The organism is Hymenobacter aquaticus (assembly GCF_004765605.1).
GTDB lineage: Bacteria > Bacteroidota > Bacteroidia > Cytophagales > Hymenobacteraceae > Hymenobacter > Hymenobacter aquaticus.
This window is the reverse complement of sequence record NZ_SRLC01000003.1, coordinates 147,412-166,252: the sequence shown is the minus strand read 5'-3', so window position 1 is coordinate 166,252 and position 18,841 is coordinate 147,412. Positions and strand designations below refer to the sequence as shown.

At 63.8% G+C, this 18,841-nt stretch carries 15 protein-coding genes and 1 tRNA gene; 7 read left to right on the top strand and 9 right to left on the bottom strand.

The window, feature by feature from the left end; genetic code table 11:
• Positions 1-21 precede the first annotated feature (21 nt).
• Positions 22-94 (bottom strand) — tRNA-Thr (locus tag E5K00_RS20525).
• A gap of 194 nt (positions 95-288) precedes the next feature.
• Here E5K00_RS20525 and E5K00_RS20520 point away from each other — a divergent pair.
• Genes E5K00_RS20520 through E5K00_RS20505 form a run of 4 tightly spaced genes read left to right on the top strand, consistent with a single transcriptional unit; the run spans position 289 to position 2,684 of the window.
• The gene (locus tag E5K00_RS20520) at positions 289-750 is read left to right on the top strand and encodes a hypothetical protein (protein ID WP_135465187.1); all 462 of its coding nucleotides are present in this window, start codon (positions 289-291) and stop codon (positions 748-750) included.
• Between the two features lie 27 nt (positions 751-777).
• Positions 778-1,593 carry a hypothetical protein gene (locus tag E5K00_RS20515; protein WP_135465186.1) on the top strand — a complete coding sequence of 272 codons (816 nt, stop codon included), beginning with the start codon at positions 778-780 and terminating at the stop codon, positions 1,591-1,593.
• Between the two features lie 30 nt (positions 1,594-1,623).
• Positions 1,624-2,379, top strand: coding sequence for an FkbM family methyltransferase (locus E5K00_RS20510; RefSeq protein ID WP_135465185.1), 756 nt, complete (start codon positions 1,624-1,626; stop codon positions 2,377-2,379).
• A gap of 5 nt (positions 2,380-2,384) precedes the next feature.
• Complete coding sequence (locus E5K00_RS20505; protein ID WP_135465184.1) at positions 2,385-2,684, top strand: DUF4834 family protein; 300 nt, start codon at positions 2,385-2,387, stop codon at positions 2,682-2,684.
• 81 nt (positions 2,685-2,765) lie between these two features.
• On the opposite strand, the gene E5K00_RS20500 is transcribed toward E5K00_RS20505, so the two are convergent.
• The 3 genes from E5K00_RS20500 to E5K00_RS20490 form a co-directional block, all read right to left on the bottom strand.
• The gene (locus E5K00_RS20500) at positions 2,766-5,414 is read right to left on the bottom strand and encodes a DUF5686 and carboxypeptidase regulatory-like domain-containing protein (RefSeq protein ID WP_135465183.1); all 2,649 of its coding nucleotides are present in this window, start codon (positions 5,412-5,414) and stop codon (positions 2,766-2,768) included.
• Between the two features lie 230 nt (positions 5,415-5,644).
• Positions 5,645-6,526, bottom strand: coding sequence for a DMT family transporter (locus E5K00_RS20495; RefSeq protein ID WP_245328375.1), 882 nt, complete (start codon positions 6,524-6,526; stop codon positions 5,645-5,647).
• A gap of 74 nt (positions 6,527-6,600) precedes the next feature.
• Positions 6,601-7,896 carry an MFS transporter gene (locus tag E5K00_RS20490; RefSeq protein ID WP_135465182.1) on the bottom strand — a complete coding sequence of 432 codons (1,296 nt, stop codon included), beginning with the start codon at positions 7,894-7,896 and terminating at the stop codon, positions 6,601-6,603.
• A 98-nt stretch (positions 7,897-7,994) separates the two neighbouring features.
• On the opposite strand from E5K00_RS20490, the gene E5K00_RS20485 reads away from it, so the two are divergent.
• The gene (locus tag E5K00_RS20485; protein ID WP_135465181.1) at positions 7,995-8,498 is read left to right on the top strand and encodes a regulatory protein RecX; all 504 of its coding nucleotides are present in this window, start codon (positions 7,995-7,997) and stop codon (positions 8,496-8,498) included.
• Between the two features lie 129 nt (positions 8,499-8,627).
• Here E5K00_RS20485 and E5K00_RS20480 read toward each other — a convergent pair whose 3' ends face one another.
• The 4 genes from E5K00_RS20480 to E5K00_RS20465 all read right to left on the bottom strand — a co-directional run bounded on the left by E5K00_RS20480 (position 8,628) and on the right by E5K00_RS20465 (position 14,239).
• Positions 8,628-9,263 carry a DUF4230 domain-containing protein gene (locus E5K00_RS20480; RefSeq protein ID WP_135465180.1) on the bottom strand — a complete coding sequence of 212 codons (636 nt, stop codon included), beginning with the start codon at positions 9,261-9,263 and terminating at the stop codon, positions 8,628-8,630.
• Positions 9,264-9,331: 68 nt separating this feature from the next.
• Complete coding sequence (locus tag E5K00_RS20475) at positions 9,332-10,252, bottom strand: 1-aminocyclopropane-1-carboxylate deaminase/D-cysteine desulfhydrase (protein ID WP_135465179.1); 921 nt, start codon at positions 10,250-10,252, stop codon at positions 9,332-9,334.
• A gap of 196 nt (positions 10,253-10,448) precedes the next feature.
• Complete coding sequence (locus E5K00_RS20470) at positions 10,449-13,013, bottom strand: YfhO family protein (protein WP_135465178.1); 2,565 nt, start codon at positions 13,011-13,013, stop codon at positions 10,449-10,451.
• 326 nt (positions 13,014-13,339) lie between these two features.
• Positions 13,340-14,239, bottom strand: coding sequence for an EamA family transporter (locus tag E5K00_RS20465; RefSeq protein ID WP_167856974.1), 900 nt, complete (start codon positions 14,237-14,239; stop codon positions 13,340-13,342).
• Positions 14,240-14,367: 128 nt separating this feature from the next.
• On the opposite strand from E5K00_RS20465, the gene E5K00_RS20460 reads away from it, so the two are divergent.
• Both E5K00_RS20460 and E5K00_RS20455 read left to right on the top strand, forming a co-directional pair.
• Complete coding sequence (locus E5K00_RS20460) at positions 14,368-16,863, top strand: bifunctional UDP-N-acetylmuramoyl-tripeptide:D-alanyl-D-alanine ligase/alanine racemase (RefSeq protein ID WP_135465176.1); 2,496 nt, start codon at positions 14,368-14,370, stop codon at positions 16,861-16,863.
• Positions 16,864-16,961: 98 nt separating this feature from the next.
• Positions 16,962-17,594 (top strand): OmpA family protein, encoded by a 633-nt coding sequence (locus tag E5K00_RS20455; RefSeq protein WP_135465175.1) that lies wholly within the window; start codon positions 16,962-16,964, stop codon positions 17,592-17,594.
• Between the two features lie 204 nt (positions 17,595-17,798).
• Here the strand turns inward: E5K00_RS20455 and E5K00_RS20450 are convergent, their stop codons facing one another.
• The gene (locus E5K00_RS20450; RefSeq protein ID WP_135465174.1) at positions 17,799-18,698 is read right to left on the bottom strand and encodes a carboxypeptidase-like regulatory domain-containing protein; all 900 of its coding nucleotides are present in this window, start codon (positions 18,696-18,698) and stop codon (positions 17,799-17,801) included.
• Between the last annotated feature and the right edge of the window lie 143 nt (positions 18,699-18,841).

Here is an 18,841-nt window from a genome sequence, read left to right as displayed (position 1 = left end):
TGACGGGCTTTTGTGTTTGTGAGCCTCTTATTGGACTCGAACCAACGACCTGCTCATTACGAATGAGCTGCTCTACCAACTGAGCTAAAGAGGCATTTTCCGCATCCCGCAGTGGGGGTTGGGGTGGCAAAGATAGGCAGCCCGGGGAACAAGGCGCAAGAGGTAGCCGTAAATTTTTACGAGTTGCGGCCGATTTTTTGGCCAAAACCCCACCCGAAGTAGTAGCGTTAGCCAAAGATGACCTCCTATCGAGGTGCTTAGTCGCTGTTTACCACCTTTCTATCCGGTATGAAATCCAACAAACCTTCCGCGCTTCCGCAAGCCCTGGGCAGTGGCCTGGCCGGGGCCCTGGTCCTGACGGCTATTCACGAAACTGCCCGCCGCCTCACGCCCGACGCGCCCCGTATGGATGTGCTGGGCATGCGCGGGCTGCGCAAGCTGCTGGGCAAAGCTCACGCCTCCCAACCTGACGTACCCACCTTATTCACCCTTACGATGGCGGGGGATATCCTTTCCAACGGCCTTTACTACAGCCTGGTGGGCCGGGGCCGGAAAGCCTGGCGGCGCGGGGCGCTGCTGGGTCTGGCCGCCGGCGTGGGCGGCGTGGTGCTGCCGGGCCCGATGGGCCTGGGCGAAGCGCCCAGCAACCGCACCCGTCAAACGCAGCTGATGACGGTGGCCTGGTACCTGCTGGGCGGCCTGGCCGCCGCCGGGGCCTCGCGACTGTGGAGCAAAAGCCGTCGGAAGTAATAGCGCGGAACCGTTACTTTAGCGGCTATGCTGGTTTCTTCGTCCTCCGTGCGCCGCTTGGGGCTGCTGTTATTTCTGCTGCTGATGCCCCTGCTGACCCGGGCCGACGCGCTGGACGGGGCCATGCTGATGCTGGAGCTGCTGGCGGCCGTGGCCGGTATTGCCCTGACGGGCGTAGTGCTGACGGTACTAGCCTATGCGCGGCCCCAGTCGCGGGCGTTGCGGGTGCTCAACTACGTGGTGGCGGGCCTGAATATCGTGCTGGGAATGCTCTGGGAGCAGGTGTTCAGCCGCTCTGCCCTCGACCCGATTTTTCTGGGCATCAATCCTTTTCTGAGCGTGGCGGTGCCGCTGGCCCTGTGGCTGGGCGGGGTTACGTGGGCGCGGGAAGAGCAAAAGCCCCTGCGGCAGCTGGTGTGGGTGAGCGTCGCCGTGTTCGGAGCCCAGCTATTGATAAACCCCGTGGTCCAGCAGCTGATGTGGTCCGTCGTTGGCCAGGGAACTTACACCAGCGGCGGAATTTCCTGGCTGGGGTGGGGCCTGAGTCTGCTGCTATCCTTCGCCTGCTGGTGGCTGGTGCTCGAACAGGTGCAGCGCCAGTGGCAGCTGGGTTGGCAGGCCATGCGCCCCCGGCTGCTGGCCCCGGCCCTGGAAGCCGGCTTTGGCTTGGTTTTCAGCATTGTCTCGGTGCTGATGATGCTGGGACCGGGCGACCAGCTGGCCAACCCCGGCTCGTATTGGACCTCTTTGCTGGGCGGGGCCGTGCTGAGTTGGGCGGTGGGCGTGCTGGCCGTGTGGCTGAATCAGCGGCGGTACGCGGCCCCGGCGCCGCTGGAGGAGTAATTCCGTGCTTTGCCGCATCTTTGCAGCCTGATGAAAGAACTCCGTAAACTTCTGGTTCGGGCCCTGGGCTTCGAGCGGTACATCCGCCTGGTGAGCCGCGTGTATCTGCGGCTGGTAGGCGCGGGCTGGGGCAAGGAGAAGTACCCGGAGCTGTTTTTCCTGGAGCAGATTATCAAGCCCGGCTTCGTGTGCCTGGATATTGGCGCCAACCTGGGCTATTACTCCGTGGCATTGTCGCGGCTGAGCGGGCCCCAGGGCCGGGTGCTGGCCGTCGAGCCGATTCCGCTGTTTCAGGAAATCTGGCGCGACAACGTGCGCCTGAGCGGCCACGACAACGTGACGCTGCTGCCCTACGCCCTGGGCGGCGAAAACATGACCGTGCGCATGGGCACGCCCGAGCGCAACGGCCTGCTTCACCACGGCATGACCAAAGTAGCGGCCAGCAATACGGCCGAAACCTACGCCCGCACCTACGAAGTGCCCATGCGCGTACCAGATGAGCTGCTGGCCGACCTGCCCCGCCTCGACTTCGTGAAGTGCGACGTGGAGGGCTTTGAGTCGGAGGTGTTTCGCAACATGCAGGCCACGCTGCGCCGCTTCCGTCCCCTGATTCAAACCGAGCTCAACGGCCTGGAAAACCGCCAGACGGTGGTCCGCATCCTGGCCGGGCTGGGCTATAAACCATTTGTGCTGTCCGAGCGTTTGGAGCTTGTGCCCTGCTCCGACGAGCAGCTGCGCAGCCCCGTGACAGCCGACTTTTACTTTCAACCCACCGCTACTGCCTAAGCCTGATGATCATCAAGTTTCTGCTTATTTTCCTTGTTCTCTCCTTTGCCGTGCGCTTTATCCTGCCGGTGCTGCTACGCTTTTTCGTGGGCCGGTTCGTGCAGAAGCAGGCCCGGCGCTACGGCCAGCAGTTTGGCGGCGGCTCGCCGTTCGAGGCGGCGTTTGGCACCCCGCCGCCCCAGCCCCGCAACCCGGCCCCCGGCAGCGGCAACGTGCAGGTCGATTTTGTGCCGCCCAAGCCGCAGAAAGGCAAGAACCAGGAGTTCCGGGGCGGTGAGTACGTCGACTTCGAGGAAGTGAAATAAGGCTTCTTGCTCAACGATATAGATGCAAAAAGGCCCGCTGTAGCGCTACAGCGGGCCTTTTTATGTTCACTGGGATAGTGCTTAGATGCCGATACCGATGCGGATGCCCGAATCCAGGCGGCGCGCCGACTGCAGCCCCGTGAAGAAGTCGACGCGCACGGCCTTGAGAATGTGCTCTACCCCCACGCCCAGCTCGGCGTAGTGGCCGGCGGCGGGCGTGTAGAGGTAGTTCAGGGTGGCTACTTCCTGCCACTTGAGCCGGCGCAGCAGCGGGACTTTATTGAAGAAGAACCCGTTGAAGTGGTGGCTGAAATGGCCAATCAGGTACCGGTCGGCGGTGCTGTAGCGGTAGTAGTCGAGCAGCTGAAACTGCTGCTCGAAGCTGATGGCGAGGGCGGTGCGGTTGCCGGCGAAGTGGCGGAAGTCGATGAACGTCAGCTCGGGCGTGCCCAGGTAGGAGCCGGCCGTGGCGCTGAAGCGGGTTTCGCCAAAAAGCCCGAAGCCGATTTCCTTGCGCACGCCCAGCTCCAGGCGCGTGAAGCGCACGTCGGAGCCCAACACGCCGCGCACCCCCTGGCGCAGGCCCAACGATAGGCGCGGGTAGCGGGAGCTATAGAGGTTGAACTTGCCGTCGGGGCGGGTAACGTACTTCTGGCCCGGCTGCCAGTTCAGGCTCAGGTCGAAGGTCAGGGCCTGGCTGCGGCCGAAGCCGGTGCCCTGGGGCAGCTCGGCGGCTACCGGCTGGTTGGGCGTAAAGGCCCGGCCCAGCACGTCGCGCAGCAGCTCAATGGTGGTGTTGTACAGCTCGCGCCGGTCGGCGTAGGCCGCCGCCACGCTCATCGACAGCCCATTGACGACCTCCATGCGGTAGTTCAGCTCGGCCCCGTCGTGCTGGTAATATTTGTAGTAGTTGCGGTTGGAGAGCAGGGTGTAGGTGGTGTTGATGAGGGGCGAGTTGAAGGGAACGTGCGGCAGGTTGTTGTAGGGGTCGAAGTCGAGGATGGTGCGGCCCACGGCAAACCCGACGCGGCTGAACGACTCGGGCCGGAACGTGTAGCTGCCCCGCAGGCTGGGGCTGAACTGCCGGCTCGAAAAGCCGTAGCGCAGCGCCGGCTCCAGGGAGTAGGCGCGCCGGTCCTCGTAGGTTTGGGTCAGGGTGGCGTTGAGGTTGATAACCACGCCTTCCACCGTGTTATACACCATCTTGTCGGTCGGCGACTCGACGGAGATATAGCGGCGGCGGAAAGTGTTGCTGTAGGTGTAGCCCCCCAGCAGCAGGCTGGTAAAGTCGGGCTTGTTGCGGATCCGGTCCATCGAATCCTGGTAGGGCTTCGACTTCTGAATGACTTCCACGCTGTCCTTCACCCGATAATCCTTCACCTCTTCCTCGCTGAGCGGGATGGGGCGGATGGAGTCCCAGTAGGCCATGCCCCGCTCGTTGGCGCCCTTTTCAATCAGCATGACCTGGCCTTTGGCCATCGGCTCGAAAGCAATGCCGCCCTCGGGCAGCGGAATTTCCTCCTGGGCCTTGGCGCGGGCGTCGCGGCGGATGGTGCGGGTGAGGCCGCGCAGCTGGGGCCGCTGCTGCTTGGCTTCGGCCACGGTTTCGCGGTGGGCCGGCTCGGCGGCGGGTGGGGGCGTGGCCGCTATGGCGGGCGGGTTGGGGTAAGTCGGCGTCACGCGGTAGTTCGACAGCACCGCGTTGATGCTGCCGTTGCCCTTGAAGCCCAGGCCGCCGGCACTCAGGCTCACTTTCTGCGACTGAATAATCCAAGCCTGGGGGTGGCCGGGGGCTGGGGCGTAGAGGATTTCCACCCGCAGCTTATCCACGTACTCGATGCCCGCGTTGGAGTCCAGGCTCAGGTCGAGGCTGTGCAGGCGCCAGGTGCCGTCCTCGGCAATGTAGATGAAGCCCGTAAACGCCGGGTCGATGCGGTGGCGGGGCGTCACCCGGATTTTGTTGATGGTCACGCCGTTCTGCTGGGAGGTGCCCACCAGCTCGTAGCGGTAAAACTGCATGGCGTTCTGGGCCACCGGCGACACGAAGCCCCGCTCCGAAAAGCCCGACTGCAGCAGGTTGTCGTAGAAGTTGAAGTTCTTGGAGGCCCGGTTGAAGCTGAAGCCCTTGCTGCTGCCGCTCACCCGCGACGAAATCATGCGCTCCTGAATCTTGTTGGGCTGGCGAAACGTCATATCCGACAACGACTCCGACAGATACACCACGCCGGGCTTCAGGTCGGGGCCCACTTTCATCAACCCCAGAATCTTGTTGGGCACGTCGGTCAGCCGGATGATGGACTTGATGTACATGCGGGCCGTGAAAGCCGCCACCTCGGCCCGGTGGTACTTGCGCCAGTCGATGGCGTGCTGCACGATGGCGTAGGCCGGGTCCCGGTCGCTGGCCCGGATGAGCACCTCGCCCAGGTTGTAGTTTTCGGGCGTGAGCGTCACGTTCAGGGTCACGGCCGTGTCGCCGCCGGCTACCGTCAGGGTTTCTAGCCGGGGCTTGAAGCCCACGTACTGAAACACGATTTCGTAGCGGCCGGCCTCCAGGCGCAGCTGGTAGCGGCCCTGGTCGTTGGAGGCGGTACTGGTGGCCGAACCCCGCACGGCCACGTTGGCGAAAGCCAGCGCCTCGCCCTTGGGGTCGGTTATCAGGCCCCGCACGATACCGGCCTGGGCGGCGGCGGCGGTCAAAACGAAACTTAGAAACAGTAAATAACGGCGCATTGGGCGAACTGGTGATAGGGATGTGAAGGTAGATGAAATACCCCGGGCAAAGGTTGCCTACATAGGCAATTTCATATGTTTGACATTGGCTACTAGTAAGATAAGCGCTAAATCAAGCAGAGCAGCCCTCAAAAAAAGGCCGACTCAGAGGCGCGTCCTTTTGCCGATAATAGCCTTATCCTTCACAGAGCACGGCGGCTCAGTTGAAAGTCTTCCAGGTGTCGTCTGGCTCAGGCCACCACCTCTTCGGTCGGCGCCAGGGCCGCGGCCTTGGCTTGCCGGCCCGTGTACCAGGTGTTCAGCACCACGCCCACCAGCACCAGCGCCATGCCCAGATAGGACACCACCGGGAAAGATTCGTTGAAGAACAGCAGGCCTAAGCCTACGGCGTACAGAATGCCCAGGTAGTTGAGGTTGGCCACGCTCGAGAGCTTCTCGGCCTGGTAGGCTTTGGTCATGGCCAGCTGGGCGCCCTGGGTAAACAGGCCGGTGAGCCCGAGCCAGAGCCAGTCGGTGCCGTGGGGCGGCACCCACTCCAGCAGGCAGTAGCCGGCGGCAATAGGCAACGCCACCAGCGGCATGTAGAACACGACCACCAGCGGGTTTTCCTTGCCTTTGAGCTTGCGGATGGAGTTGTAGGAAAAGCCCGCAAACAGCGCCGAGGCCACGCCCAGCGCCAGGTACAGCGGGTCGGCCCGGGTATCGACGCCCTCCACCACCAGCACGCCCAGAAACGACAGCAGGAAGAATACCCACTGCCAGGGCCGCACGCTTTCCTTCACGATGAAAATCCCCAGAATAGCCGTGAAAATCGGGGCCAGGTACTGAATGGTGACGGCCGTGGCCAGAGGCATTTTCTGGAGCGTGAAGTAGTAGAGAATCAGTGACAACACGCCCGTGATGCCCCGGGCCACGAGGTAGAAGTGGTTGGAGCCCCAGGGCCGGATGCGCAGGGCCCGCAGCATGGCGTAGCTCAGCAGCACCGACAGGATGGAGCGGAACAGAATGATTTCCAGGGGCGGCAGGTGGCTGAGCAGCTTCACGCACACGTTCATCAGGGCGAAAAGCGCCGTGGACAGCAGCATGTAGCGGGCTCCTTGGGTCAGGGGCATGGGCAGAAAAGGTAGGGGCCGCCAGCCCGGCGCGGGCGGCGGTACGGGCAGAACAAAGCTAGGCGTGGTTTGGCTTAGGCCCCGGTAGCAGTGGGCGTGGGCACGGGGTTGGCCAGCTCCTGGTAGCGTGCTGCCAGCACCAGCGCCGAAGCCACGATGAAGGCTCCCAGGGCCGCGTAGCCCCACACCACGTTGGTGCCGCGCGTGAAAAGGGGCAGGGTAAAGAGCAGAATAAAGCCGGTGCGCAGCAGCACGTTGGCCACGTTGAAAATACTGTTCACCCGCCCGCTGACTTCATTCGGAACGTGGGCAAACAGGTAGCTGACCCGCAGAATGCGCGTCCCGGCGTTGGTAAAGCCCAGCACCAGGTGAAAAGCCAGGAACAGCCCCACCGAGCGGGTAGCCGCCGCCCCGCCAAAGCCCAACCCCGCCACCAGCATCAGCACGATGATGGAGCGCACCGGCGGCTGCCGCAGAAACACGCGCTGCACAAACAGGCCCGCACTCAGCGCGCCCAGGGCGTAGGTTACCTCGGCCGCCCCGAAAGCCCCGGCCCCGGCTTGCAGGTGGTTGTGAATGTACATCGGCATCAGGGCGTTCAGCTCGACGAGCAAACCCACGAACACCGAGAAGGAAAACAGCCCGAACAGCCAGATGGTGCGGTGCTCCCGCAGGTAGGTGATGCCCGTGCGCAGCCGCTTCCAGAGCGTGCCCAGCTCCACCTGCGCCGCCAGCACGGGCGTGTGCCGAATGCCGGCAATGAGTACCACGGCCACCACGTAGGTCAGCCCGTCGAGCAGGAAAATCTGGTGCATGGGCCAGGCCCGCACCGCAAATGGCAGCGTGAGGGTGGTGCCCAGCAGCTGGTACTGCCCGCCCAGCGGCAGGCCCTCCAGCAGCAGCGCGGCCAGGGCCCCGCTCACCACCGACGTAGCCTGCCCCACGATTTCGATGGTGGACGTGATGCGCCCGTAGTCCTCGGGCCGGCTGATTTCCTGGGCGAAGGCGTAGAGGTTGGGGTAATGAATGCCGTAGCCAAACACGGTGGTGGTGAAGGCCAGCAGAATGCCGGCCATCGGCAGGGAGCCGTGCCAGAACCCGTAGGCGGCCACGCCCAGCAGAATAGCGCCCTCCACGATGTTGGTGACCAGAAACACCCGCTTCCGATCGAACCTATCGACCAGGGCCCCGGCGTACATGCCCCAGAACAGGGAGACAAACGTGACCAGGGCGTACACCAGGTTGAAGGTGCCCGACGCGCCCTGCCGGGCAAAGTACCAGGGCACGGCCAGCATAGAAATGCCCTGCGCAAAGCCCGAAATGGCGTTGGCGGTAAACAAAAAGCGCAGGGCCCGACGGTTTTCTTCCACGCGGCAAAGATGAGAAACGGTAGCTTGCAGCCGAACGACAAACGCCGGCCGCGCGTTGTACCAAACCGGCCATTCGCACCCCGCGCCGCCCACCGACTATGTATTCAGAGCAACCTAAGAAGAAGTTTTACACCCCCGGCGAGGCCCTGCCCAAAATTGCGGCTTACTGCGCCTACCAGGAGCGCACGACCAAGGAAGTAGAGGCCAAGCTGCGCGAATACGGCCTGAACGAGGACGAAGCCGGCGAAATCGTCATCCGCCTGAGCCGGGAAAAGCTGCTCGACGAGGAGCGCTTCGCCAAGTCCTTCGTGCGCGGCAAAGTCGGCATCAAGAAGTGGGGCCGCCGCCGCATCACCCAGGAGCTCAAGCAGAAAGGCCTGTCCGACTACTGCATTAAGGCCGGCCTGAAGGAAATCGACGGCGACGTATACTACCAGAACCTAGTGGATACCCTGGAAAAGCGTAACCGCGTCGAGAAGGAAGGCAACCAGCGCCTGCGCCGCCAGAAGCTCACGATGTTCCTGACGGTGAAAGGCTACGAAAACGACCTGATCAAAATGGCTTTGGATGATCTGGGCAAGGAGCCGGAAGGGGAGGAGTAGCTAAGAAAGAACGTCATGTCGACTGCAAGGAGACATCTCGCGTGCAATGCTAGCCAAATTACTTTGGTAACGTCAGCACGCGAGATGTCTCCTTGCAGTCGACATGACGTTCTATTTATTGTCGTCCTATTACCGCCGTTGCGGCACCAGCGGCGCAGCCGTCTGCTGGGTCAGCACCACCCGGCGGCCGGTCATGGTTTCGAGCATGGGGCGCAGGATCTGCTCGGCGTTCTGCGTCGTCTGGGCCAGGATGCCCGACTGCAGCGCGGCGCGTTGCACATTCTTCTCGGCGTACTTGTAGCCTTCGTCCACCAGTTCGGCATCGTTGAAAAACGAGTTCTGGGTGCTGTATACCCGGCTCTGGCTGTGGTCGACCTGCCAAGTGCACAGCTCGGCGGCGGGCAGGGCCACGCGCACCACCGAGTCGCCCTCGAATACCACGTCCTGGGCCTTCACCTTGCGCAAGTCCAGGCAGCCAATGGCGTTGCCGGCCACGATGAGGGCCACCTTCGAGTCGGGCAGAAACCGGTAAGTGCTCTTGCGGTACTCCACCACGTCTTTGAACTGGTAGCGCACCAGCTCCAGCCGGCCCAAAGCTTCAATCTTGGTCAGCACCGTGTTGTGGGTCACCGTCACGCGCGGCTCGGGACTCAGCGGATTCTCGAAGTCGAACAAAGCGGGCTGGACTTTCTTCCAGAGAAACCACCCCAGGGCCACCAGAAACAGCAGGGGCAGCAGGCGGCGAAGCAAACGGGCAAGGGGCATAGGCGAAAAGCGGCGGAATGGTCGAGGTTGAGAAGAATACGGCTCTGGCTCTGGTTTGGCTGCCCAAATTAACCCAGCGCCGGCCACCAGGCACTACGGGACCCAAACCGTTGCCGGAAACCCTGCCAGCCCTGTAGCCCCCCGCTGTGCACCGCCGCTACCGTGGTGCCCGGCGCAAACCGGCCCTGGGCAATCTGGTCCAGCAGCCCCCACAGCAGCTTGCCGGTATACACCGGGTCGAGCAGCACGCCGTGCCGGGCCTCGAAGCCCCGGATGAAATCCAGCAGCTCGGCCGAAAAGTGCGCGTAGCCGCCGCCGTGGTACTCGGTCAGCAGCTCGTAGTTGTCGTAGGCGCGGCCCGTGGTCTGCCGGGTCAGCGCGTCAATTTCTGCCCGCAGGAAGCCCCCGTTTTTCAGGGCCGCCACCCCCACGGCCCGCCGCTGCCCGGCCAGCCCGGTCAGCAGGCCGGCCAGGGTGCCGCCCGTGCCGCAGGCCACCCCGATGACGTCGAAGTCGGTGCGGGCGGCCAGCTCGGTTACCAGCTCGGCGCAGCCGGGCAGGGCCAGGGCATTGGTGCCGCCCTCGGGCAGCACGTAGGCCGGCCCGGTCTGGGCGAGCAGGGCGGCCAGCACCGCCGGTTCGTGCTTGCGGCGGTATGTTTCCCGGTCGAGGTAGCGCAGGTGCATGCCGTCGGCCGCGGCCTGGGCCAGGGTGGGGTTCAGCGGCCGGGTTTCCTCGCCCCGGATAAGGCCGATGGTGCGCAGCCCCCGCAGCCGGCCGGCGGCAGCCACGGCGGCAATGTGGTTGGAAAAGGCCCCGCCGAAGGTCAGCAGCGTATCGTAGCCCTGCTCCTCGGCGGCCATCAGGTTGTATTTGAGCTTACGCCACTTGTTGCCCGGCAGCTCCGGGTGCGTCAGGTCGTCGCGGATGAGCAGCAGCCGCACCCCGCGCTGGGTGGCTACGGGTTCCTGGAGTTCCTGAATGAGCATGGTGATTAATGTGCTAATGTGTGGAATGTGCTGATGTGCTAATGCTTCATCGTGTCATTGCGAGGAGGCAGCCGTGGCAATCCGGCCTCTGAAAGGTGCTGAGTGCCCTTAAGTGAAAAGCCCTTTACTCCAGCTGGAATAAAGGGCTTTCTGGTAAAAGGTCATTTCGTCCTGCGTCCTCGCAATGACAGATTATTTACGCGGCCAGCCGCACTTCCTCCGTTACCGGCGCGGTGGGCTTGCGCTTCACGGCGTAGAAAATAGTGCCCAGTAAGGCCAGAATCAGCAGCACCGACGACACGAGCGACACGGTGTTGCCGATGGCGTACTCCTTGGGCTCAAACTTGAACTCGATGGTGTGGCTGCCGGCCGGCACGGGCAGAGCGCGCAGCACGTAGTTGGCCCGCAGGTGCGGCACCAGCTTGCCGTCGAGGTAGGCGTTCCAGCCGTCCTGGTAGTAGATTTCCGAGAACACCACGAAGCCATCCTGCACGGCGTTGGCGCGGTAGGTCAGCTCGTCGGGCGAGTACTTGGTCAGGGCAATGGTGGAGCCGGCGGCGGTGTAGGCCGTTTTGTTTAGCGGAAACTTCGAGGCGTCGACTACGGCCGCGGTAGCCACGTTCAGGCCGGTGAGGGCCGCAATTTCCTGGTCGGGGCTCTGCACTTTCTGCACTTCGCTCACAAACCAGGCGTTGCCCAGCGCGCCGGGGTTGCGCTGCACCGGCTGCTTCGGGTCGCCGGTAATCACGTAGCGCGTGTTCAGCATGGCCAGCACCTGGGGGTTGTTGGCCGAAATCTGGCGCTCAATCAGATCCTGGTAGCGGCGCAGCTTGGCCCCGTGGTAGCCCCCGATGCTCTTGTGGAAGTAGGAGGTATTGGCCTCGTTGAAGGGGTTCTGGAGGTTGAGCACCCGGTAGCTCAGGTCCTTGTCCTGCAGAATCTGCTCGTCGGCGGGCGTGGGCACAAACTGCTGGGCAATGGTTTCGCGCTGGAAGTTCGTGTCGTTCAGGTAGCGCTTGTCCACGCCCCAGAGGTCAACCAGGGTGAGCACGCCCACCAGCAGGGCCGCCGCCGTCACCGAGAGCTTGCGTTGCAGGTAGAAGTAGAGCACGCCGCCGGCCAGCAGGATAAACACGATGGAGCGCAGCACGTCGGTGTGCATCAGGCTGGCGCGGTCGGCGCGCAGCGCGTCCAGCGGGAAGCCCTGCTGCTGCATCTGCGCATCGACCGGCGAGGCAAAGTCGGCCCCGAGGCCGGCCAGGTAGGCCAGCACGCAAATGCCGGCCGTGATGCCGGTGGCGTACAGCAGCTTGCGCTTCAGCTCCGTGGCTTCGGGCGAAGCCGTCGGCGCACCGCTCAGCGCGGCCAGGCTGGGGTGGGTGCTGGTGCCGGTGGCGGGCACGACGGCCGCCTGGGGGCGCAGCACGCGGGCCAGGGCCAGCACGGCCAGCAGCGGCATGGCCAGCTGGGCAATCACCAGGGCCATGCTCACCGAGCGGAACTTGTTGTAGCCGGGGAAGTAGTCGAACATCAGGTAGTTGAACGACTCGAAGTTCTTGCCCCAGGCCAGCACAATCGACAGGATGGTGCCCACCAGCAGCCAGGTGCGGGTGCGGCGGTCGGCCACGAACAAGCCAAGCACGAACAGGAAGCACACCACGGCCCCGATGTACACCGGGCCGCTCGTGACGGGCTGCGCGCCCCAGTACAGGGGCAGCTGCTGCAAATAGTCGCGCAGCTGCACCGGCGGCACGCCCAGGCCGGCCAGGGCCTTGCCCGTCGCCGAGCTTTCGCTCAGGGCGCCCGAGCTGGCCCCGCCGTAGTAGTTAGGAATCAAGAGAGTAATGGTTTCGCCCACGCCGTAGCTCCAGCCGAAGGCGTAGTCCCGGTCGAGGCCGTTGCCGGCGCCGCCATCCTCACCCCCGGCCGGGGCCTGGGCCGCCGCGGGCGAGGGCGTCGTCAGCTCCGACTTGCCCCGGATGGAGTACTTGCCGTACTCGGCCGTCACGTAGAGGCGGCCGAAGCTCACGCCCACGGCCAGCACGGCGGCGGCACCCAGCAGGGCCGTGCGGCCCAGGAAGTCCGACAGGCGCTTTTCGCGCAGGGCTGCCACCAGCTCCACGATGCCGAACACCACCACCAGCAAGAGCAGGTAGTAAGTAATCTGCAGGTGGTTGGAGCGCACGTTCATCGTCAGGCCCAGGGCAAACAGGGCTGCGCCCAGCCACCGGTTGCGCCGGAACGTGACCAGCAGCCCGCCCAGCACCAGCGGCGCGTAGGCCAAAGCCAGCGACTTGGTGTTGTGGCCGGCGGCCAGGATAATCAGGTTGTAGCTGCTGAAGCCCAAAGCCACGGCCCCCACGGCGGCCAGCAACGGCCGCACGCCCAGGGCCACGAACAGCACGTAGCCGCAGAGCAGGGCCAGAAACAGGTTGGCCACCACCGCCGGCAGGTGCAGCGTGAAGATGTTGTGCAGGTAGATGGACAGGTCGCCGGGGAAGCGGGTGCTGATCAGGTAGGTCGGCATGCCCGAGAACATGGAGTTGGTCCAGAGGGCTTCCTTGCCGGTGGCTTCGCGGTAGAGCTGGGCCTCGTGGGCCCCGCCGTTGAACTGCACCACGTCGTGCTGGGCCAGGGTTTTGCCATCAAACAGGATGGGGGAGAAGTACACGGCGGCCAGCACCAGGAAGAACACGACGGCCAGCAGGTGGGGCAACAGCCGGCGCCACAGCGGCACCGCCGGGGAAGAAACAGTAGTCATCAGACGAAAAAAGAGTCGGAAAATGGCCCGACTGCCGCCGCCGGCAGTCGGGTAGCCCGAAGGTAGCCCGTTTATTTTATTTGCGGAACGCCCGGCAGGCAGAATGGGGCCACCACCGCCGGTTGCGTCTATCCAGCCGGCCCCGCCTTCCCAGCTGGCTGGAAGTAGGATTATACCTGGCTGGTAGGTATAGGGTGGTTCCGGGGTGCTTCTAGAGTGGCTCTAGACTGCTTCTAGACTACTTCCAGTCAAAGTCCATAGTAAGCAGGGAGTAGGCATAGGGCGAAATTGGACAAAAGCCGGGTGAGGCAGCACGGCAAGCCTCGCTAAGCCGCCCGCCGGCCCACGTTCCAGCCGGAGTTATACAACCCCACCGACAGCAGAATCACGCCGTAGGCCAGGCCCTCCTGGAGCGTAGCTTGCTCGCCGAAGTACAGAAAGGCCAGCACGAAGCTGATAATCGGGTTCAGATACATCAGGATGCCGACGGTGCCGGAGGGCAGGGCGTTGAGGGCAAACAGGTTCAGAAACAGGGGAATGACGGTGAAGCCCAGGCTCAGTACCCCGGCCATCAGCAGCAGGTAGTGGTCCTGGAGGCCGGCCACCGGGTCGGCGCCCAGCAGGCGGGCCGTGGGCAGAATCACGAGGGCCGCCAGCAGCAGCTGCACCGTGAGCAGCACCAGCCGGTCGTAGCCCTGGAGCTTGCGCTGGGTAATGAGGTAGGCGGCGTAGGTGAAAGCCACTACTAGGCTCATCAGCACGTTTTTCCAGGCTCCGGTGCCCAGCAGCGCGCAGCTCACGGCGCTCAGCCCGATGGCCAACCACTGGTTGGGCCGCAGCTTTTCGCCCAGCACCACGAAGCCCAGCAGGGCCGTGAGAATGGGGCAGATGAGGTAGGCAAACGAGCCGGCCTGCACGCTCACCTTGTTCACCACGTAAATGAACAGCAGCCAGTTGGAGGTCAGCAGCGCCCCGCCCACCACGGTGCTCACCAGCACCCGCCGCCGCTCCGGGGCCCCGGCCCGCTGCCACTGCCGGCCGGTAGCCCGCACCGTCGCGCGGCGGGCCGTCAGGTTGATCAGCAGCAGCAAGGCCAACGAGAGCAGCACCCGGAAAAACAGAATCTGCCCGCTGCTGTAGCCGGCCATCAGGCGCAGCGGAATCGGGAAAAAGCCCCAGATAAGAAATGCCGACAGCGCGGCCAAGTGGTGACGGGAAGGTTTCAAGGGAAGCGTAAGGCGGAGAAAGACCCCAAAGGTACGCTGCCGGGCCGCGCCAACCAGCATGCCGGGCCCGAGTCGGGCCCGGCCACCGCCCGAAACCCTGCTACCTTTGTGGCGGTTTTCCTTCCGTTATGCTGCTTTTCTCCGATCTGCCGGCCCTCACGGGCGGCACGCTGCTTCAGGCCCCGGCGGCCCCGGCCCGCATTCAGCACCTGCTGCTCGACAGCCGCCGCGTGGGCCAGCCCGCCGGCTCGCTGTTTTTTGCCATCCGCGGCGCGCAGCACGACGGCCACCGCTACCTGCCCGACCTCTACCGGCAGGGCGTGCGCCAGTTCGTCGTCGACCACCCCGCGGCCATTCCCGGCGGCGTGGCGGCCTTTCCCGAGGCCGGCTTCCTGGCCGTGCCCGACACGCTCACGGCCCTGCAAGCCCTGTCGGCCCAGCACCGGCGGCAGTTCCGCATCCCGGTGTTTGGCATTACGGGCTCCAACGGTAAAACCATCGTCAAGGAGTGGCTGGCCCAGCTGCTGAGCCCCGATGAGCTGCTCTGCAAAAGTCCGCGCAGCTACAACTCCCAGGTGGGCGTGCCCCTGAGCGTGTGGGAGCTGAACGCCTCGCACACGCTGGGCATCTTCGAGGCCGGTATCTCGGAGCCCGGTGAAATGGCGCGCCTGGCCCGGGTGATTCAGCCCACGCTGGGCATCTTCACCAACCTGGGTACGGCCCACGACGCGGGCTTTGCCTCGCCCACGGAAAAGGTGGCCGAGAAGATGCAGCTATTCCAGGACGTGGACACGCTCTTCTACTGCCGCGACCATGAGGCCATTCACGCCGCCGCGCAGGCCCGGCTGGGCCCAGCCCGCACCTTCACCTGGAGCCGCCACCACGGCTACGATACCCACGTGGCCGTGTCGGTGCTGGAGGCCTCGGCCCAGCGCACGGTGGTGCGCGTGCTGCTGGAGCGGCCCCTGAAGCAGGAGCACACCTTCACGCTGCCCTTCGCCGACGAGCCCTCGGTGGAAAACGCCCTGCACGGCCTCACGGTGCTGCTCTGGCGGCAGGTGCCGGCCCCCGAAATCCAGCGCCGCCTCGACCGGCTCCAGCCCGTAGCCATGCGCCTGGAAATGAAGCAGGCCCTGAACGACTGCTACGTACTCGACGACACCTATAATAACGACCTGGCCGGCCTGCGCCTGGCCCTCGACGCGCTGGCCCGGCAGCCCCGCCGGGGCCGCCGCACACTCATCCTGTCCGACGTGCTCGAATCGGGCTTGCCGGCGGCCGAGCTGTACGGGCTGGTGGCGGCCCTGCTGCCCGCGCACGGCGTGGAGCGGCTGGTCGGCATCGGGGAGGAAATCAGCGCCCACCGGGCCGCGTTCCGGGTGGGGCAGGCCGAGTTTTACCCTTCCACCGAAGCTTTTCTGGCGGCCTTTCAGTCGGAGCAGTTTCGGCAGGAAACCATTCTGGTGAAGGGCGCCCGGCGCTTCGGCTTCGAGCGGATCGTGGCGGCCTTCCAGCAGAAGATCCACGGCACGGTGCTCGAAGTCAACCTCGACGCGCTGGTGCACAACCTGAACTTCTACCGCGCCCGGCTCCAGCCCGGCACCCGCCTGATGGTCATGGTCAAGGCCTTTGCCTACGGCAGCGGAAGCTACGAAGTGGCGAACCTGCTGCAGTTCCACCGCGCCGACTACCTGGCCGTGGCCTACGCCGACGAGGGCGTGGAGCTGCGCCAGCACGGCATCAGCCTGCCCATCATGGTGATGAACCCCTCGCCCGACTCGTTTCAGAAGCTGCGGCAGTACCACCTGGAGCCCGAAATCTACTCCTTCGAGCGGCTGCAGGAGTATCTGCGCGCCGCCCGGGAGCAGGCCATGCCCGCCATTCACCTCAAGCTCGACACCGGCATGCGCCGCCTGGGCTTCGCCGAGGAAGACCTGCCCGAGCTCTGCGCCCTGCTCGGCACGCACGCCGCCCACCTGCGCGTCGCCAGCGCCCTGACCCACCTGGCCGGGGCCGACGAAGAGCAGCACAACGACTTCTCCCGCCAGCAGCTGGCCGCGTTTCAGCGCATGGCCCCGCAGGTCGAGGCGGCCCTGGGCTATTCCATCATCAAGCACGCGCTGAACTCGGCCGGCATCGTGCGCTTCCCCGCCGCGCACTACGACATGGTGCGCCTGGGTATCGGCCTCTACGGGGTGGAAGCCAGCGGGCAGGAGCCCGACGCCCTGCGGCCCGTCAGCAGCCTGCGTACCACCATTTCCCAGATCAAAACCCTGGCCCCGGGCCAGACGGTGGGCTACGGCCGCCGCGGGGGCCCGGTGGCCCACGAGCGGCGCATTGCCACCCTGGCCATCGGCTACGCCGACGGCTACGACCGGCGCTTCGGCAACGGGGTGGGCGAGGTGGTTATCCGGGGGCAGCGCGCTCCGCTGGTGGGCAACGTGTGCATGGATATGTGCATGGTCGACGTCACCCACATTGCCGCCGCCCAGCCCGGCGACTCGGCCGTGGTATTCGGGGAAGAAATGCCGCTGCGCGACGCCGCCGCCCGCATCGGCACCATTCCCTACGAGCTGCTGACCAACGTGAGTGAGCGGGTGAAGCGCGTCTTCTTCGCCGAGTAGGAGCAGGAGCAAGGGCTATTACGGACGAGCAGCCAACCTGCGCGGGCATCCTGCGTAAGCGTCTCCACTTTCCGTTCCACCCCTTCCTCCACAACCACATGAAAAAGCATCTTCTCTCCGTCGTGGCCCTCATTGCCCTGCTGACGGCCTGCGACAACCTGAAAAACCCCGAAACCAAAGACCAGCCCCAGGAAGCCACCGCCGATACGGCCGTGGTGTACCGCGACGGTCAAACGGCCGGTGATGCCGTAGCAGGCGCCGCCGACGCAGCCGGCAATGCCGTAAGCAGCGGCTGGGACATGACCAAGCAGAAGCTGGCCGACGTGAAATACCCCGAAGTAAACGTGTCCGACGTATCGGTACGCGGCAATGACGAGTACAGCGTCTACGGCGTCGAGGAAACCGTCCTGTTCGATACCGACAAGGCCGACATCAAGGCCGGGGCCAGCAAGGCCCTGGAGCAGATTTCGGCTTCCATCGGGCAGCGCTACGCCACGGGTCCGGTCTACATCATGGGCTTTGCCGACTCGCGCGGCGACAAAAGCTACAACCGGGAGCTGAGCGAGAAGCGCGCCAACGCCGTGAAAACCTGGCTGAGCCAGAACGGCAAAATCGACGCCTCGCGCGTGAGCGTGGAGCCGATGGGTGAAAGCCAGCCGGTAGCTTCCAACGCCACCGCCGAAGGCCGCCAGCAAAACCGCCGCGTCGAAATTGCCGTCCGCACGAAATAATCTTAATGTGCTAATGTGGTTGAATGTGCTTAGGTGCTAATGAATAGCGCTACGGCCGTTGCCCCGCACTACAATTCAGTAGAATGGAAAAAGGCTGCCTCCGTCCGGAAGCAGCCTTTTTCGTTGTTGCCTGGCTAGTGAAGAAAAGCCGCAGCACTATTCATTAGCACCTGAGCACATTCAACCACATTAGCACATTGAACACTAGTCCTTGATCATGTCGACCTCGGCTTTGATCATGGCGTTGTAGCGCATGCCGTTGTTGGCCAGGGTAATCAGGCTCCAGCCTTTGCCGATGGAGTAGGTCCAGGTGCGGCTTTCCTTGAATTCGAAGGTGGGGCGCATGATCTGGCCGTAGGGCGTGTAGGTTTCCATAAAGTTGGTGGTGTAGAACTTGTCACCACTCACAATCCATTCCATCGCCACGAAGAAGCCTTCTTCCGGGGCCGGCACGTTGTACTGGGTCAGGTCGATGGTATACCACTCGCCGCCTTTCGGGGCCGATACTACCACGTTGTCGGTCAGGATGTCGGTGTTGGGCGAGTTGTAGTTACCGTCGGCCTTGTAGAGGCGCACCCGGAACGGCTCGCGGGGGAAGCCGTTTTCGCCGATGTAGAACGATACCGAGCGTACGTTGCCGAGCTTTTTACCCTTGTCGTTTTTCACGAAGAAAGCGTACTGCTGGCCGGGCAGGCCCTGGATCATGCCCTCGCCGGGCGTGCTGCCCTTCGAGCCCAACGACAGATCCTTGATCTTGCCGCCCTGCACTTTTACTTCGCTCAGCTCGATGACGCGCTTGGGCACCTCGATGATGAGGTCCTGCACGTTCGTGCCTTTTTTGATGAGGATAGCCTTGCGGAAATAACCCAGGGCCAGCACGACCAGGGAGTCCTGGGCGTTTTTCTCGGGCATCGGCATCTGGAAGAAGCCGTACTCGTTGGTCAGGGCCCCACTTTGTTCCTCTTTCAGGCCAATGGAGGCGAAGGGAATGGGTTCCTTCGTCTTCTGGTCTACAATGCGGCCCGAGATTTTATTCTCTTGAGCGAAGCCTAGTGCCGGAAACAGCAGAACGAAGGCGAAAAGAGCAAGTAAGCGTTGGAGCATAGGTAGGCAGACTCTTAATTATATGCCAAAACTACAATGAAAAGGGCGAAGAAAAGCAATACCTCCCTGAATATTTATAAATATGCAATTGCAGTTCGGAATAATTCTAAATCAAATACTTATAGTCTTTCACCCCCTTCTCC